Annotated in this window: 14 protein-coding genes; 5 read left to right on the forward strand and 9 right to left on the reverse strand. The window is 36.3% G+C overall.

Features of this window, described 5'->3' with window-relative positions:
* Window positions 1-340 precede the first annotated feature (340 nt).
* Together RE409_RS17430 and anmK are read left to right on the forward strand one after the other, a co-directional pair.
* Entirely contained in the window at window positions 341-1,951 is a 1,611-nt protein-coding gene (locus RE409_RS17430) for a glycoside hydrolase family 10-like protein (RefSeq protein WP_201185549.1), read from the forward strand.
* Between the two features lie 210 nt (window positions 1,952-2,161).
* Window positions 2,162-3,319: an anhydro-N-acetylmuramic acid kinase AnmK gene (anmK, locus tag RE409_RS17435; protein WP_201185551.1), complete on the forward strand. Its 1,158-nt coding sequence runs from the start codon at window positions 2,162-2,164 to the stop codon at window positions 3,317-3,319.
* Between the two features lie 413 nt (window positions 3,320-3,732).
* Here the strand turns inward: anmK and RE409_RS17440 are convergent, their stop codons facing one another.
* A complete protein-coding gene (locus RE409_RS17440) occupies window positions 3,733-4,197 on the reverse strand; it encodes a hypothetical protein (RefSeq protein ID WP_201185553.1) in 465 nt (154 codons plus the stop codon).
* 690 nt (window positions 4,198-4,887) lie between these two features.
* Here RE409_RS17440 and RE409_RS17445 point away from each other — a divergent pair.
* Window positions 4,888-5,091, forward strand: coding sequence for a hypothetical protein (locus RE409_RS17445; RefSeq protein ID WP_053346701.1), 204 nt, complete (start codon window positions 4,888-4,890; stop codon window positions 5,089-5,091).
* A 200-nt stretch (window positions 5,092-5,291) separates the two neighbouring features.
* On the opposite strand, the gene RE409_RS17450 is transcribed toward RE409_RS17445, so the two are convergent.
* Complete coding sequence (locus RE409_RS17450; protein WP_242486914.1) at window positions 5,292-5,675, reverse strand: DinB family protein; 384 nt, start codon at window positions 5,673-5,675, stop codon at window positions 5,292-5,294.
* Between the two features lie 604 nt (window positions 5,676-6,279).
* On the opposite strand from RE409_RS17450, the gene RE409_RS17455 reads away from it, so the two are divergent.
* Window positions 6,280-7,638, forward strand: coding sequence for an IS1182 family transposase (locus RE409_RS17455; protein ID WP_309557850.1), 1,359 nt, complete (start codon window positions 6,280-6,282; stop codon window positions 7,636-7,638).
* A gap of 167 nt (window positions 7,639-7,805) precedes the next feature.
* Here the strand turns inward: RE409_RS17455 and RE409_RS17460 are convergent, their stop codons facing one another.
* The 4 genes from RE409_RS17460 to RE409_RS17475 all read right to left on the reverse strand — a co-directional run bounded on the left by RE409_RS17460 (window position 7,806) and on the right by RE409_RS17475 (window position 12,313).
* Window positions 7,806-8,264, reverse strand: a complete 459-nt coding sequence (locus RE409_RS17460) for a hypothetical protein (protein ID WP_056524882.1) — start codon at window positions 8,262-8,264, stop codon at window positions 7,806-7,808.
* Entirely contained in the window at window positions 8,254-8,634 is a 381-nt protein-coding gene (locus RE409_RS17465) for a hypothetical protein (RefSeq protein WP_242485398.1), read from the reverse strand. The genes RE409_RS17460 and RE409_RS17465 overlap by 11 nt, the downstream gene beginning before the upstream one ends.
* A gap of 825 nt (window positions 8,635-9,459) precedes the next feature.
* Window positions 9,460-11,667 (reverse strand): YhgE/Pip domain-containing protein, encoded by a 2,208-nt coding sequence (locus tag RE409_RS17470; RefSeq protein ID WP_201250723.1) that lies wholly within the window; start codon window positions 11,665-11,667, stop codon window positions 9,460-9,462.
* A 34-nt stretch (window positions 11,668-11,701) separates the two neighbouring features.
* A complete protein-coding gene (locus RE409_RS17475) occupies window positions 11,702-12,313 on the reverse strand; it encodes a TetR/AcrR family transcriptional regulator (protein WP_201253683.1) in 612 nt (203 codons plus the stop codon).
* Window positions 12,314-12,637: 324 nt separating this feature from the next.
* On the opposite strand from RE409_RS17475, the gene RE409_RS17480 reads away from it, so the two are divergent.
* Window positions 12,638-13,084 (forward strand): DUF5392 family protein, encoded by a 447-nt coding sequence (locus RE409_RS17480; protein WP_201185561.1) that lies wholly within the window; start codon window positions 12,638-12,640, stop codon window positions 13,082-13,084.
* A gap of 299 nt (window positions 13,085-13,383) precedes the next feature.
* On the opposite strand, the gene RE409_RS17485 is transcribed toward RE409_RS17480, so the two are convergent.
* The 3 genes from RE409_RS17485 to RE409_RS17495 all read right to left on the reverse strand — a co-directional run bounded on the left by RE409_RS17485 (window position 13,384) and on the right by RE409_RS17495 (window position 17,502).
* Window positions 13,384-14,415: an aromatic ring-hydroxylating oxygenase subunit alpha gene (locus RE409_RS17485; RefSeq protein ID WP_201185562.1), complete on the reverse strand. Its 1,032-nt coding sequence runs from the start codon at window positions 14,413-14,415 to the stop codon at window positions 13,384-13,386.
* Window positions 14,416-14,488: 73 nt separating this feature from the next.
* Complete coding sequence (locus RE409_RS17490) at window positions 14,489-15,931, reverse strand: aldehyde dehydrogenase family protein (protein WP_201223828.1); 1,443 nt, start codon at window positions 15,929-15,931, stop codon at window positions 14,489-14,491.
* Between the two features lie 143 nt (window positions 15,932-16,074).
* The gene (locus RE409_RS17495) at window positions 16,075-17,502 is read right to left on the reverse strand and encodes an amino acid permease (protein ID WP_201185564.1); all 1,428 of its coding nucleotides are present in this window, start codon (window positions 17,500-17,502) and stop codon (window positions 16,075-16,077) included.
* Window positions 17,503-17,504: the final 2 nt, after the last annotated feature.

The following is a 17,504-nucleotide window of genomic DNA, read 5'->3' on the forward strand; positions in this document are numbered from 1 at the left end:
TCCTTTTTTATCATTAGTGAAAGTTTCGAAATTTCTTAATCTATAGAGAATATAACACTATTAAAAATTAATTTCAATAATGTGTATACTTTTCTAAAAATTAATTTTAAAATAAACATAATATAAATTAATAATTTTTAATATTCTACTAAATATGTTGTTCTATCCTAAAAGCTACTAGCTATTTCATTAATCAAACCTTTGTATTTTTAAATGACCTTTTTATAGTTTAGAAATTATCCTCTATTCATTTAGATGACAAGTAAGTATATTCATCATTTGTTACCGCTTACAAATGATCATATATAAATAAATATTAAGAAATGAGGTTGTACTATTGATGAATGAAAGAATTTCAAAGAGAAAATTAGGTTCATTGGCAATAGCTGCTTTTGTGGGGGGATCGCTTCTCCTGCCATCTAATTTGATTGTAAGTGCAGAATCCGAGTCTATCCCTCAACAAACGGCTTATATAAAACAGGAACTGCGCGCAACTTGGATTGCAAGTGTGTTAAACATTGACTGGCCCTCAAAGCCCGGTTTATCAGTTTCAACTCAGAAAGAAGAATTTATAAAATATTTGGATGAACAAAAAGCAATGGGTATGAACGCTGTCGTTATGCAAATCAAACCCACTGCTGATGCTTTTTATCCTTCTGAATATGGTCTTTGGTCACAATATTTAACAGGAGTTCAGGGGAAAAATCCAGGATACAATCCTCTTTCATTCATGATTGAAGAAGCCCACAAACGAAATATGGAATTTCACGCCTGGTTCAACCCGTATCGTATTACTATGCCTTTAGGAAAAACGGCTGAACTCTCAGACCTTGATAAACTACCAGAATCTCATCCTGCTAGAGAGCACCCAGATTGGGTCATACCATATGGACAACAATTGTACTTTAACCCGGGTATTCCTGAGGTACAGCAATTTGTGATTGACGGTATTATGGAAGTTGTTGAGAATTATGATATAGATGCAGTTCACATGGACGATTATTTCTACCCTTATAAAATTGAGGGTGTCCCTTTCCCTGATCAAGCTTCATACAAAAAATATGGTGCAAGTAAATTTACAAATGTAGAAGATTGGCGGAGGGATAATGTAAACAATCTTGTTAAGCATATTAATGAAGAAATCAAAGCAGAAAAATCATATGTGAAGTTTGGTATTAGTCCATTTGGAGTTTGGCGTAACAAAGCAGTAGATCCCACTGGATCTGACACTGCTGCTGGACAAACAAATTACGATGATTTATATGCGGATACAAGAACATGGATTAATAATGGATACATTGATTATATTGCCCCACAATTATATTGGAATATTGGATTGCCAGTAGCTGACTATGCAAAGCTACTTAATTGGTGGACAAAAGAAGTCAAAGGTAAAAATGTTCAGCTCTATATTGGACAAGCTGATTATAAAATAAATACAGAGTCTAACGGTGTACAAAACTGGTTTAATCCAGAAGAAATGCCAAACCAGTTAAAATTAAATCGAACATATAAAGAATTTGATGGAAGCATGCATTTCAGTGCAAAAGATTTACGTAAAAATCCCCTTGGAGTAGCAGATCGTTTAAGCAACGACATTTATAAATATCCCGCATTAGTTCCACCAATGCCTTGGATAGATAATAATGCTCCAAAGGCTCCAAATGTTAGCAGGTCAAAACAAACAGGTGCTGGAATCCAATTTGAAATTCAAGATCACAAGCATTCAGATGCATCATATTATGCAATTTATCGTTTTGATGGGAAGAAAAAAGGAAACATAGAAGATTCAACGAACTTACTGGCTACAGTTCATAAAGAAAAGAAAAGTCAATTATTTATTGATCACACTGTACAAAAAGGAAAGACTTACACATATGTTGTGACTGCCTTAGACCGTACTCACAATGAAAGCAAACAAACAAAACAGATTAAAATAAGAATAAAATAATCATCAAAATATATTTTAAGTGTGAAATAAATGAAAAAAAATCTTGTAAGCGTTTTAGAATAAGTATAAATCCTTGAGGACATTACAAAAGACGAAATTTATACATTTAAAACCATGCTAGAAGGGGCCTCAACTTTAGTATAATTTTATTCTTGAAAATTATTGATTAACTAGGATTTTAATAGACAATTAAAAGTAGGTGGAATGACAATGTACATAGTAGGATTAATGTCTGGAACATCATTAGATGGAATTGATGCAGCACTTGTTCGTGTGAATAATACTGGACTAAAAACTGAAATAGAAATGATTGAGTTCATAACATATCCTTTTCCAAAAGATATTGAAAAAGAAATTATGCAGTCTTTGTCTGTAGAAACATCAAATGTGCAGTTAATTTGTAGTTTGAATTTTAAGCTAGGAAAATTATTTTCAGATGCAACAAAGGAAGTTTGCGAGAAAGCTGGACTCCCTATTGAACAGTTGGATCTTATAGGATCCCACGGACAAACTATTTACCATCAGCCTTTGCAAGAACAAAACTGGGTACCTTCAACTTTACAAATTGGGGAACCTGCAGTAATTGCCCACGATACAAACACAATTGTAATATCTAATTTTCGTACGATGGACATGGCTGCAGGAGGACAAGGAGCTCCTCTCGTTCCTTTTACTGAATATATTCTTTATAGAAGTGAAACGAAGGGAAGATTGCTTCAAAATATAGGAGGCATTGGAAATGTAACTGTTTTACCCAAGCAAGCTTCTCTGAATGACATGTATGCTTTTGATACAGGACCTGGAAATATGATTATTGATGAAGTATGCCGCCAACTTTTTAATTTAAGATATGATGAAGGTGGTAAAATCGCTAAACAAGGACTAATTAATGAAGAGCTTTTATCATATTGTTTCAGCCACCCATATATTATGAGCCCTCCACCAAAATCAACAGGTAGAGAATTGTTTGGTAGGCAATATGTAGTAAAGCTATTAAAAATGTTTGAATCACTTCCCAGCCAAGATATTTTAGCAACTGTAACGATGTTTACAGCAAAATCTATTGTGGAGAACTATCGCGCTTACATCTTTCCAATAACCAAAATAGAAGAAGTAATTATTGGTGGTGGTGGCAGCTACAATAAAACGTTATTGGAAATGATCCAGTCATTACTTGGAAATTCTATTCAAGTCTTGACTCAAGAAGAATTGGGATACTCTTCTGAAGCAAAAGAAGCTGTGGCATTTGCTCTCCTTGCAAATGAGACTTTTCATGGTAACCCTAGTAACGTTCCTAAGGCTACCGGTGCTAAAAATGATGTCATTCTTGGAAACATAACCTTCCCTCCTTCTAAATCATTGAATTAAGAAGAAAGCATCCTATAAAAAATGTAAAATAGTTAGATGTGATGTTTCATATTCCCCTTCGATGATATATCTTAGGGGAATTTTCATTAAGATTTCCATAAGTAAACATCGAAAATAACCGTTTTATTATGATACTTTTTGCAAAGGTCAAAGAATGGACGGAACTATGAATACACCAGATGATGATCTGATGATTCCCGCTAAGATAATGGAGAAAAAGAAAGTAATGATTAAAATAATCCAGTCCTCCACCTACAATCTTTAAAACTCATTATCCGGATACCGAACTTCTATTGAGAACAAGATCATCCTTCTTATTCATATACTACGTATATTTATTCCTTCAATAAAAAAAGGACTTACTTCCAAATAGCAAATAAATTCTCCTTTGGAAATAAGCCTGATATTAGAAATTACCTATTCACGTCTTCCATAAAGGACTGCAAATCTGCTTTTGTTGCTTTAGAGAACTGTTTGATTTTTTCTACGTTTTTAACCGGGTTTCCAGATTCACCAATTAAAGGATAAAGGTTTTTCTCAATTCTCTCATACCAATCGGGGTACTGATCTTCTACTTGCTTTTCAATCGTATCCCAGCTAGAACTAATTTCTTTGCCAATTTCCTGAATTTTAGCTGAGTCAGCCCTCGCATTTACTTCTTGATCCAAGGTACTTATCGATTTAAGTACAGTATTGACTCCATTTTTAATAGCCTTGTTTGTCCCATTATTTTCTTTCATATTAGTAACTGGATTTGCTTCCTCTAATTGTTGTTTTGGCGTACTCCCAGTTTCTTCCGGTTCGACTGTATTATTGCATCCAGCCAAAAAGAGCGTTCCGAAAATGAATCCAACTACATATAAACGAAAAATTTTCAATGTTTTTCCTCCCTTATACTGTAAAATAACAGGTACCTCCCACAACGGTATACAAAATGAACCCTTCATTCAATCCATTTTGATTTACGCGGGCCAATAGCAACCTCTCCATCAGTTGGTATTTCCATCTTCCCCATTTTATAAACACCTCTTCATTAGGGAGGTAATATCTTTATGAAAAATTCAATTCTTTAAAAAAAGTTTTAACAAACGTCTTATTGAGCTTTATTGCCCGTTTGATGAATATTTGGTATGAACTTATAATCTTTCATCCTGCCGTGTATTTTTTTGTAAAAGGTCGCGGATTTCCTTTGAATATTGATCGGATGCTGGTACCTCTTCCACGTTCACTTATTTTTTTACAAAATAGAATTCGCCATCTTCATAAACAGGAAAATTACATAGAATTCCTCCTTAGTTTTGAGTTAGATTATACTCATACCTTACTAGGAGCCCTATTTTTTTCAAAGTCGAAAAATAACGATCTATAGGAATGCTAACCTGCCAAATTAGCACAATAAGAAAAAGCTGCCACATATACAGCTCCGATTGTTAATGAATCTTTTCTCATTGATTCAGGAACTAGTTCGTGAAAGAAGATGAAATATAATCCATCTAAAAAAGTATTGGATTTTATTTTGGATCAATTGTTCATACTAATATAAAATACCTGTTAAAAAAGGAGAATATATGCCAAATCAAGAAAATAATAGCCTTAATCCAGTCCCACATAAAAATCAAGTTAATCGATTAAATAAAAAGATTGATACATACGACATACTTAAACAAGCAATGGAAGTGGATACAGATGTCAATGAAGACCCAAATCGGGAAAGATTATTGGATGAATCAGTCGATTCTTTTCTAGAATCGAAAGAAGAATGGGAATATTAGAGCAGGAAATGTCGTCACACATGTCCTATTTTAAAGGAGCACCTAATGCTTTTATATTCAATTATCCTTCCATTATTTGAATAAGAAAAAACGGTACTTTAATTATCACGCCCTTTAATACAACAAATTATTGCGTAAAAAACCCTCTTGCACCTACAAAGAGGGTTAACTATATAGGTTGAATTATTAAGAATCGTTCTTTAATTGAAAACCTGATTTTTTAAATGGTGTTCCATATGTTCAAGATAGTCTTGAATAAGCCACTCGAGAGTCTTCATTTGATTATTACCAATATCACATTGATACGCTAATTTTTCATAAGGCGTCTTAGCAATAATTTTTATTATTTTTTTATTTAAGCCACACCATAGATTTATTATTTCTTCAATTGATATATCTTGATAATCCTGTATATCCACCCACTGATCTTGATTATATGGGGTAAGGGCAAATGGTTGTTCTTCATATTGAATTTTGATAAATCTTTCAAGATTATTAATAGCAGAATCACATAAATGGCCCAAAATCTCTTTTTTTGACCATTTATCTGGCATAGGTCTTTGTGACACCTCTAATTCAGACATCCCACTGAACTCATTCGGGACCTTAATTATCCAATTATTTATTTTATCAACTACGCTCTGCATATTTTTCTCCTCTCATTGTTTAAAGTATTTCTTCATTTTATCAAGCCTCTTTAATAAAAAGAATAAACATTTAAATCATTCAGAATATATGCATTACCTTCTTCAAGTATCCTGACCCATTAGATCCCCTAGATAAAGGGTGCTGCAGCAACCTCCCTTTTCGCATTCAAGTGGAAATACCTAATATTGATTCCAATTATTTACCTGGATATTATTATAGTGGAATATAAAAAACGACTATCTTTATAAAATAGTCGTTTCAGACTGTAGACAAACTCGATGAAAATCGAGTTTGTCTACAGTTTTTTTGAGGGGGTGTAAAAATTCGACGTTGATTTCCACTCCAGGCACTCGCTTTCTGCGGGCGGTCAGGGAGCCTCCTCGGCGCCTTTGCGCCTGTGGGGTCTCCCTTCACGCATTTCCCGCAGGAGTCTCGCACCTTCCGTTCCAATCAACTTTGTTTTAACAATTAGATATAGCCACTTTTGCCTACAGTCCTTTTTGTTTTAATATAGAAGTATTAAAACTTGAGGTGATGACGATGCTTTCGAAACATAATTCTATTCAGCGAGATCAACTTGAAATGATTACTTTGGATCAACTGGTGCCAGCGAACCATTTGGTTCGTAAAATTGAGGGAGCCATTGACTTCACTTTCATTTATGACTTGGTGAAAGATATGTATTCAGAGATAGGGCGCCCAAGTATTGAGCCAGTTATTTTAGTTAAATTGACATTCATTCAATATACCTTCGGTATTCGTTCGATGCGTAAAACGATTGAAGAAGTTGAAACGAATATGGCTTACCGTTGGTTTTTAGGTTACGGTTTCCATGATAAAGTACCTCACTTCTCAACGTTCGGGAAAAATTATGAGCGTCGCTTTAAAGATACAGACCTGTTTGAACGGATTTTTTATCGTATCTTAATGACAGCTTCAGAAAGAAAGTTAATAAGTGCAGAGCACGTATTCGTTGATTCAACACATGTGAAAGCCAGTGCGAATAAGCGAAAATTCGAAAAGAAAATCGTTCGTAAGGAAACACGAGCATATCAAGGACGCCTTCAAGAAGAAATAAATCAAGATCGTGAAAACAATGGAAAGAAGCCTTTTCCACCGGATAAATTTGATAAAGAAGAAACCAAAGAAATTAAAGAAAGTACAACTGACCCTGAGAGTGGCTACTATGTAAAAGATGAACGAACAAAACAGTTTGCCTATTCATTTCATGCGGCTGCGGACCGCAACGGTTTTGTGCTGGGGACGATTGTAACACCGGGAAATACGCATGATAGTCATATCTTAGAGCCTCTTGTTGAACAAGTGATTGAGAAAGTTGGAAAACCTGAAGCTGTTGCCGCAGATGCAGCTTACAAAACACCAGCCATTACAAGCTACCTTTTTGGGAAAGAAATCACACCAGCTTTACCCTATACACGTCCACGAACAAAAGAAGGGTTCTTTCGCAAGCATGACTATGTTTACGATGAACATTTTGATTGTTATCTCTGCCCATCGGGCGAGATTTTAAAGTACTCAACAACAAATAAAGAGGGCTATCGCGAGTACAAATCACCCAAACACACTTGTGCGACATGCTCATTTTTATCACAGTGTACAGTAAGCAAAGACCATCAAAAAGTGGTGACACGCCATATCTGGCAAAATTATATGGAAGAAGCAGATCATCTGCGTCATCACAAGGATGTAAAACCTATATATGCGAAACGTAAAGAAACAATAGAGCGTGTATTCGCAGATGCAAAAGAAAAGCATGGTATGCGTTGGACTACTTTAAGGGGACTTAAAAAATTGTCGATGCAGGCGATGCTTACTTTCGCTGCCATGAATTTAAAGAAGATAGCCAATTGGACATGGCAAGGTCCAAGAATGGCTTAATAAAGTGGGCTCGTAGAGGCCCAATCTCTTAATCTTGAGCAAAATTCAAAGGGAATTTCAAAAGGGGTCCGGAATTAAAACATTCCGAACCCCTTTTGTCTACAAACTGAAACGACTATCTTTATAAAATAGTCGTTTTTTGTGAAAATATTGCATTTAAAATTTGTTCATTTAAAAATGGTAGAGATAATTTTTTCTGTCGTCATCTCACTATCTACCACATATGTTCCAGGACGTAATCCGTTGGCCTTACCTTTCTTTTCAACTTCATCAGAAAAATCCTTTGCATTCTTAATGACTTTTGCTCGTTGAAGGGTTTTACCAACGTCAATACTTGTCGAACCTTTAGACACTTTTAGAACTGTACGGTATACGACCTTTTCTGTTGTTTCTGTTTTCGCTTTATCTTTAATGGATTTCGTTTCAGCAATCTGATCTTCCCACTCTTTTTCTGAATGTATGACATATCCTTCAGAAGATAGCAAATCTTTCATATCATCTTCTGACAACTTCTCTGAAGTCTGTGTTCCGGTCGCTTCACTGGGACCAAAGAAGTATACTGCACCGCACAAACCCGCCGCAACAATAAGACCTCCTGCAAAGCTGCGCATTGATTTAGATGTCATTGGCAACATTACTCCTTTCATTATTTGTTTTTATGTAAGGAGTAAGCAAGCGTTCTATCTCATTTTCTGACTGTTGTGTTTTCAATGCGATGCTTTCAAATGAATACCCGCGCTTATGTAAGTCGAGAACCTCACGTAACAAGAGCCGCTGTTCAGAAGAACCTGCAAAAATGCCTGTCTCTTGTGCTGTAATTTCAGCATCTATCTCGATTTTTCGTATTTTTTCTTGTAGTTGATTTACTTCATCTCCAAAAGTACTAGAAAACTGTTCTAATTGTTTATCCACTTTTATTGAATCCGTTTTAATAAACGACAAAATGAACAGTAAAACTGCTACACCAAACAAAATGACTAACGCCCATTCCATCATTCTATGTCCCTCCTTAATCTTTGAATCTAATTTCTCGCTTTCTAATTATATATTGATTCGTACGAAAACTCGATTTAAATGAATAAAACACCACAATAGTCTCGTAGTTTATACAGAAAAATACATAATTAGCCTATTTCCAAGTTTATCAACAGCCAACACACTCATATCTATCATACCATATAAGGACAATGTTACCATAAAAAAAAGACTTGTTGCCTATCAGAATAATAGGATGAAGATTTTTTATCATGTTAGTTTTTAGCCCACTCTAATATGAGGTAAACTCTGACAAAAAGAACAAATTGTATTAGCTCTACTTGCAACAGCTAATCAAGATGAAAACGTATTTGAACGAGCTCATTAATTTGATATTCACCGTAATCTAAATCCTCATATTGTTTTTGGACACGGTAATCATTTCTGTATCGTTGCGCCTTTTAAGCTAACATTGCCTTAACGGAATTGGTGAAAAAGTTTACTTCACTCACGTTCCCGGAGCCATTCACTGATGCAATCGAGAAAAGTGAGGTATATGGACGAAAGAGTTTTCCTATTCAATTGAAAAAAAATGTAACGCCTTCTACTATTTTAGATTGCGTTACATTTTAGCGTATTGTCCCTGGTGGAATTGGGATGCAGAAATAAACCAGAGTAAAAGATAGGTAAAGCTTTGGAGCTATATATAAAAAGAAAATTTACTAATTAATCGAGATTAGAGGGCACGAATCTCATTTATGTACTAGATTTAAATATGGATTTTATTCTTCTACTGCAAGCAAAAAAGAACGATTCCTTTAAAAGGAATCGTTCTTTTTTTTGTGTTTAATTTTCAGTAGTTTCGCTTACTCCTGAATAGCTTTTCTTATGCTTCACGACAAAGTAAAGCAGTGTCAATATCATAAAACCAATTGTAAAGCCAAGTAAAACATAGACGTTTTGCCACATTAAACCAAAGTTACCACTTGATATTACTTCTTTAAATCCTCTTACTGAGAAAGTCATCGGTAACCAATTATTGAATATTTGTAATGGTTCTGGTATCAATTCAAGTGGGAATGTTCCAGCACTTGTCGTTAACTGCAAGATCAAGATAACTATCGCGATGAAACGACCTGGATCTCCCATTGTTGTTACAAGCAACTGAATCAATGTAATGAATACCAAACTCGTTATAATCGAGAATATTACGAATAACGGTACACTTTTCACTTCCATATCAAGCAGTACTAAAGTTAATCCTGAGGCAATAATTGCTTGGATAATACCTACTGAAGCAATAATGCCAAATTTACTTAAGAACCAAGTGAACCCGTTTTTCGGAATTCCAATCGGATCTCTTAATGGAAAGACAATTGAAAGTAATAGGGCACCAACGAACAAACCTAATGATAGGAAGTAAGGGGCAAAACCAGTTCCGTAATTTGGAACTTTATTGATACTCTCTTTTTCAACCTTAACAGGTTCTGCAACCATGTTATACGTTTCTTCACCAGCATTAATATCTGCAGAATCTTTTGCAGCTTTATTAATTTTATCCTTAAACTCTGTCGACCCTTCTGCCAACTTACTTGTTCCACTTACAATTTTACTAGATCCATCAGCTAATTGACTAGATCCATCAGCTAATGCTGCCGATCCTGCTGTAAGTTGATTGACTCCATCTGCAAGTGTCGTTGAACCTGCAGCGAGGTTTTGGCTACCAGTTTTTGCTTCTGATAATTTCTCACCGAAAGTTACTAGTCCTACTCTTAATTGAGATTGACCTTCTTTTAATTGAGCTGCCCCTGTTGCTAATTGAACTGCTCCTTCATTTAATTGAGAAACACCTGTTTGAAGAGCTTTTTGCCCATTATTCAGTGTGGCAATATTTTCAGAAAGACTAGCTGAACCTGCTTCAATTTGACCTGCAGAACTTGCAAGCTCTTTATTCCCAGCTTCAAGCTTTGTTGCACCTTCTGACAGTTGTGCAAATGCTTGCTTCAAAGCTGCTTGCTGTTCTTCAGGTAAAGCTCCCATATACGGTTCTAATTGCGATTGAAGGGTAGAAACTCCTTCTTTCAATCCTGATGCCCCATTAGCTGCGCTATTTGCACCTGTTTCAAGCTTTTGTAAGTAACCAGTAAGCTGCTTACTTCCATCATGGATTTTTTCAGTACCCGAAACAACCTCATTCATCTTCGCTTCAACTGTACCAATGCCAGAATGAGCTTTTTCTATACCTGCTTGAAGGCTTCCTGCCCCATCTTCTGCCTTTTTCGCTCCGTCAATCAATTGATTTTGAGCGTTAGATAACTGCCCTAAACCATCAGCAAGTGATTGTGCTCCTTTTTGTAACTCAACGGTACCGTCCTGAACTTTCTTAGTTCCACCTGTAAATTCAACTTGTTTCTCAGCTAATGATGTTAATTTTTCTTCTAAAGTTTTTACACCATTATCAACGTCCAGGATTCCATCTTTCAGTTTCCCAGCTGCTTCATCCGTTGACTGAAACCCTTCGCCCATTTCTGTTATGATGTCAAACATCGTTTCTGCATATGTCTCAGTTACTTTTTCTGCTAGAGCCATTTGGATTTTTTGAACAGCTGTTTCTCCTATTTGAGCTGATAAGAAGTTAAAGCTTTCATTTGGAACATACTTTAATTCAAGTTTTTGCGGCTTATCATCCATTAACGTCGTCGCGTTTTTCGAAAAATTCTCTGGAACTTCTACTAGTAAGTAATATTTCTGATCCTCTAAGTTTTTGTAGCCCGTTTTACGATCAACAAACTGAAAATTAAAATCCTTACTTTTCTTCAGTTTTTCTACAAATTCATCACCGAGTTTTAATTCTTCTCCCTCTAACTTAGCACCAGTGTCGTTATTTACAATGGCAACTGGTAAATCTTCTAGGCGATCATACGGATCCCAAAAAGCCCATAAAAACATACCACTATACAAGATAGGAATAAATAGAATTGCGATAATTGGGATAAGCAGTTTTTTATTTTTAAACAGGCCAAGTAACTCCTGTTTTATTAAACTAGATTTCAAAGAATTTCCCCCTAAGAATAATTGACCGATTAATTCATTTGGTCATTTTTTGTAAATAATAAGGACTATCAGGAGTGACAGCCAATCCGTTAAACAAATATAACTGAAATAGTTCTGCTATTTCTTCTTTTTCAAGTGGTTTATGATTTCTTTCCCAATCGAATATAAGTGCTAAATAAATCTTCAACATGATAAAAGCTGTTATTTCAGGATTACATGGAGAAATATCTTTCTTTTCGATAGCTATTTTAATTTTCCCCTTAATATAGGAAATGATTTCTATTTCTAATTCATTTAACATTTGTAAAACTGCTGGCGTTCCCATTTCTTTTTCTTCCTGAAATAGCTTCAGTGATAATTGATGCTCCTTTCTGAATTCTAAGATTCGATATAGTGCACTATGCAGGTTTTCATAAAAGGTTAAGTTTGGTTTAATTGACTGCTCAGCCTCATATTTCATTTCTTCAATCATTCGTAACACAATTTCTTTAAACAATTGCTCTTTATTCGCATAAAAAGTATAGATGGTCCCCTTGCCGACATTTGCTATTTTCGCTACTTGTTCCATAGTTGTAGCTTTATAACCAAAGAGTGAAAAAGACTTTGTCGCAGCCTCTAATATTAACTTTTTCCTGTCAATTGACATATATCACCTCGAACTGACCGTTTGAACAAATCGGTCATTAAGTTATTTTATGATATTAACAAATTTTTTTTATAATAACAAGACTTCTTTTTTAAAGTTTAGGAACATCATATCTTTCTATCATCTCTTTTTGCTTTATTACCCATATTGATTACTTACTATTAAAGTATAATAAATGACAAATAAGGAACTAAGCGATAAGATATAGACAATTAGGTTCCTTTTCCTGATTTCTTAAATAGGTTGGTGTAAAGATAAAGACCATGAAATTAAACAAAAGGTAACCAATACAAATCGCATAGTATGCATATTAAGGAGGACACAATGATTATTAAGATAAATAATATACCGCGTTTCATGCAGGCCGAAATCGAAAAACTTCAATCAAAACTGTCTCCATTATTGAAGAAAAATATGAAATACGGTTTTTTTTCAACCGTGATGATAGGGTTTTCCATCATAAATCTATTTTTTCTTCTATTTAAAAATGACTCATATCCAATCTCTAAAATTGCACTTGCAATATATGCATTAGTGGGTGCTATAGGATTTGCCCTTTTAAAGGAAAACAAACACAACCAAAAAGAAATAGTGAAAATGAGCCAAAAATATATGCTGGAGAGAATGAAAGAAAGCAACTATTTAACCGATGCCAGGAAAAGTAATTACTATAAAAAGGTAAATGAGCAGCCGCTATCTGCAATGAATGTCTTTTTGGAGTTTCTCGCAGAAGAGGAACAAAGGAAGAACCAACCCTTCCAAAATGAATAAATATAAAATGGAAGTTCGCAAATTTTTATAACTTTATCGGTCGTTGAAATAAGTCAACAAACGATTAGCGCTTTTAAAAAATATAAGGTTTAAAAAAACAACTCAACCAGTATGCTCCGGTAGACTACCGATTCATACTGGTTGTTTGCTTAGGCTTTTAAACTGTCTACTTAACAAGGTAAGACCACTTTACGATAGATCTATTCCAAAAAAGGTTGAATAAAATTTCTTGGCATTCACAAATTCTTTGTATTCTCGTTTCTTTTTAATGCTGTGTATTTCTATTAGCAGAAAAGTAATTAGTCATGGAGGGCCTTATCAATTAGTTCATGAAAATAGACTGCTGCATGTTCTGTTGGAGAAAAGATACCATTTGTAAACGCCTGGGAATTTAATCCTTTTTGCAATTTTTCCACCAGTTCAAAATCTTCCTGCCGTACTTGATCAACAAATTTAAAATAGTCTTCTTTTTCTATTGTTGTTTTTTCATTGAGGGAGTAATCACGATAAATACCTAGCGACGTCTCTGCATCAACAGGAATTACTTGAATGGTATTCACATTCCCGTCTCCTGGATAAACGTTAATCATCATATTGGGCCAAATCCAATAAAAACGTGCTTGGTCACCTTCAGCATTCTTACTTGCTGACATATATTGATAGGTAAATTTGTCGTGTGTCGTTGTGCAAAAGTTCGATATATCAAAAGATTTTGCAAAGCCAGGATGAGCAATGGAACAATGATCACATTCAAGGTAGTTGTCAACAACAGCTTTCCAATTAGCTTTAACTACTCGACGAGTTTCCCTAACTAGTTTTAGAGAATCAAAGAAGGGATACTCTTTCATTTCCTCTAAAAATTCCTGATATGCTTCTGCCAGAGAAGGAGCATTTTTGTCTAGATTGACAAAAATCATAGCATTCTGAACTTCTAAGCGAATGGATTTCATACAGCTGTGTGCTCCCAGTTCATTCGTTTTAAAATTAGGAGCTCTATTAACATTTCCATCTAATTTAAATGTCCATCCATGGTATCCACATTGTAAAACTTTTTTATTTCCTTTATCAGATTGTTCTACTTTCATTCCGCGATGCGGACAAATATTGTAAAAAGCACGCAGTTCACCATCAGTACCGTGAGAAACGATAATAGGCTCCCCAGCGACATCTAATGTCAAGAAATCGCCTACTTTTTCGACTTGGCTGGCATGCCCCACCAATATCCAACTTTTTCTAAAAATCTTATTTCTTTCTTCATTAAATACCTCTGGATCGACATACCGTGAATAAGGTAGTGTTGGGCTAAACTGTACATTTTCTTTCGTACTCATATTGAAAATCCCTCCTGATAATCATCTAATTTTAAAGTTCAAAAAACAGCTTAGTACAATTTTTATTTTCTAGTTATACCCGATCCATATATACTGTCTTGATTTCAGTATAAAATTCAACAGCACTCTTCCCTTGTTCACGGCTGCCTGCACTTGAATTTTTACATCCGCCAAATGGCATTTGCGGTTCGGTTCCTGCTGTTTCCGAATTGACATGGACAAGACCCACTTCGACATCTTCAATAAACCGTTGAGCCGCCGTTAAATTATTCGTGCAAATTGCTGCGCTCAATCCATAATCTGTATCATTCGCCATCTTAACTGCTTCCTCATAATTTCCGGCCTTAAAAAGGGCGATGACTGGTCCAAAGATTTCTTCACGTGCAATGCGGGCATGTTGAGGAACATTTTCAAAGATAGCCGGTTGGACATAAAAACCATTCGCCAATTCCTCTTCAGTCGGAATCTCTCCTCCACACAAAAGCGTTGCTTCTGATTTCCCTGCATCAATCATTTCAAGCACGCCATCGCGTTGTGATCTAGATACAGCGGGACCGATATATGTTTCTTCGTTAAGCGGGTCGCCCACTTTTAATTCTTTCGTACGCGCGACAAGACGTTCACGGAATGCTTCGTAAATTCCTTCTTCGACAATCACCCTGCTAGTGGCTGTGCATTTTTGCCCTGTGGATTTAAAAGCTCCGCCTACAGCGATTTCCACTGCTTTTTCAAGATCAGCATCTGCGAGAACGACGAGCGGGTTTTTCCCTCCCATTTCCACTTGCACTTTCTTCCCATGTTCAATGGCTTGTTTTTGAATTTGCTGACCTACTTGATTCGAACCTGTAAAAGATATAGCCTTCACATCCGGATGTTCCACTAATTCAGCACCAATGACAGAACCCCTTCCGAATACACAATTAATGACACCAGCCGGAAGACCCGCTTCATCTAATGCTTTTATCACATGATAGACCGACTTAGGTGTAAGATCAGCCGGTTTAATCACGACTGTATTTCCATAAATAAGGGCTGGCGCCAATTTCCACACAGGGATAGCAATTGGAAAGTTCCATGGTGTAATCAACCCCACCGGACCGAGCGGAGTACGAGTAGTGTACAAAAATGTATTTGCATTCGCTGAAGGAATTACTTCTCCAAGTGGCTGCCGAGCTTCAGCAGCATAATATTCAAGTATGCTAGCAGCACGATTGGCTTCCCCCATCCCTTCCAAGAATGTTTTCCCTTCTTCCTTTATCAAATCCTGACCTACTTCCTGCACATTCATTTTCAAAATATCAGCTGCTTTCTGCAAATATGAAGCCCGTTGCTGAAACGAAAGTTTTTTCCAAGCAGGAAATGAATTTTTTGCGGCTGCCACTGCATCATGTAAATCAGCCGCAGCACTAGATGGAAATTCCCCTAAATTTTCTCCATTATGGGGACTAAGATTTTCCCTATACTCCCCTGTAGTTGGTTCTTTCCATTTTCCATTAATATAATTTAAGTAACGCATATGATTTCCTCCCGTATTCTATTTTTCTACTTCTAGATGATAGATTTGCTTATTACTGGAAACTTCTAAAATAGATTCTTCCACCATTCGTGTATACTCGAATGGTTGCACGTTTTCATTTGTCGGCATATTAAGAATAATTTCTATTGAACGAAATCATTAGGCTGTTCATTTGTAAAGGTAGGCACATCTACCTTCCTTCTCGTATACCTAAAATAGTAAAATATATAGCAAGCAGCGACGAAACCTAATCCCCAATACAACGAAGTGCGCTGTGTCGAATCATAAGCGGTGAACACGAAAATACCTAGACACATAAGGATGCAGAGAATCGGGGCAAACGGGAAGAAAGGTACTCTATACTTCAGATCTTCAACCTTTCCTCCTTCTCTGATATACTGCTTACGGAATCTGTACTGTGCGAACGCAATCGCCATCCAAGTAAGTACACCTCCAACCCCGCTTATAGAAAGTAACACCACAAATAGCGTTTCTTCTGCTACTACACTTGTAAGTAACGACAGCAAGGCAAAGACCAAGGTGACGAGTAAGGCATTAATAGGTACACCGCGCCGATTTAGCTTTCCAAATGAAGGATGCGCCATTCCGTTTTGAGAAAGGGAGAAAAGGACCCTTGTACAAGCAAACAGACCCGTGTTCCCTACAGAGAGGACCGCCGTCAAAATTACGAAATTCATAATGTCAGCGGCATAAGGAATACCTACCATTTCAAACACGGTAACAAATGGGCTTTCCAGCACCCCAACTTCTTGCCACGGAACGATAGCCGACAAGATAAAGATTGCTAGAACATAGAAAAGCAGCACACGTATTACGATGTTTCGAATCGCTCTCGGAATACTTTGTTGGGGGTTTTCCGTCTCGCCTGCTGCAACCCCCATGATTTCTGATCCCTGAAATGCGTATACGACCGTCATCATCGATATAAACACACCCGTGAATCCTGTAGGAAATAGTCCATCACCCATAAAATTAGAAAAAAACGGAGCAGGTTGTGCATCCATACGAATCAATCCAAACATCGCTGCCGCACCGATAATTATGAACAGAATAACAGCAAGTACTTTAATCCCTGAGAACCAATACTCAGTCTCAGCAAAACTTCTCGTTGTTAAGGCATTTATAGTGAACAAAAGTACGGTAAATATCATACACCATACCCATACTGGTATATCAGGAAACCATCTAGTCATAAGCAAACCAGCTGCTACAAATTCTAAGCCTACGTAAAGAGCCCAACTCAGCCAGTAAATCCATCCAATGACAAATCCAGTAGCGGGTCCAATAAATTTCGTTGCATGGACCTGAAAGGAACCGGACACCGGCATCACTACCGATAATTCACCGAGACAAATCATCGCCAAGTACATTAATAAACCACCGAACAAATAGGCAATAATCGCTCCTGCGGGTCCGGCTTCACCGATCGCATAACCTGATCCCAGGAAAAGACCTGTTCCAATAACCCCACCTAAGGAGAGCATAAATAAATGTCTGCTCTTCATCGAACGCTGTAATTCTTTTGGCTGATTTTCATGTCCTGTTTGCATTA

Source organism: Peribacillus sp. R9-11, assembly GCF_031345095.1.
GTDB lineage: Bacteria > Bacillota > Bacilli > Bacillales > DSM-1321 > Peribacillus > Peribacillus butanolivorans.

Bases quoted from the DNA above. Each gene is read 5' to 3' on its own strand.
- RE409_RS17495 (WP_201185564.1), bottom strand. From the start codon at position 17,502: ATGCAAACAGGACATGAAAATCAGCCAAAAGAATTACAGCGTTCGATG.
- RE409_RS17485 (WP_201185562.1), bottom strand. From the start codon at position 14,415: ATGAGTACGAAAGAAAATGTACAGTTTAGCCCAACACTACCTTATTCA.
- RE409_RS17465 (WP_242485398.1), bottom strand. From the start codon at position 8,634: ATGATGGAATGGGCGTTAGTCATTTTGTTTGGTGTAGCAGTTTTACTG.
- RE409_RS17455 (WP_309557850.1), top strand. From the start codon at position 6,280: ATGCTTTCGAAACATAATTCTATTCAGCGAGATCAACTTGAAATGATT.
- RE409_RS17450 (WP_242486914.1), bottom strand. From the start codon at position 5,675: ATGTCTGAATTAGAGGTGTCACAAAGACCTATGCCAGATAAATGGTCA.
- RE409_RS17480 (WP_201185561.1), top strand. From the start codon at position 12,638: ATGATTATTAAGATAAATAATATACCGCGTTTCATGCAGGCCGAAATC.
- RE409_RS17475 (WP_201253683.1), bottom strand. From the start codon at position 12,313: ATGTCAATTGACAGGAAAAAGTTAATATTAGAGGCTGCGACAAAGTCT.
- RE409_RS17430 (WP_201185549.1), top strand. From the start codon at position 341: ATGAATGAAAGAATTTCAAAGAGAAAATTAGGTTCATTGGCAATAGCT.
- RE409_RS17445 (WP_053346701.1), top strand. From the start codon at position 4,888: ATGCCAAATCAAGAAAATAATAGCCTTAATCCAGTCCCACATAAAAAT.
- RE409_RS17460 (WP_056524882.1), bottom strand. From the start codon at position 8,264: ATGACATCTAAATCAATGCGCAGCTTTGCAGGAGGTCTTATTGTTGCG.
- RE409_RS17490 (WP_201223828.1), bottom strand. From the start codon at position 15,931: ATGCGTTACTTAAATTATATTAATGGAAAATGGAAAGAACCAACTACA.
- anmK (WP_201185551.1), top strand. From the start codon at position 2,162: ATGTACATAGTAGGATTAATGTCTGGAACATCATTAGATGGAATTGAT.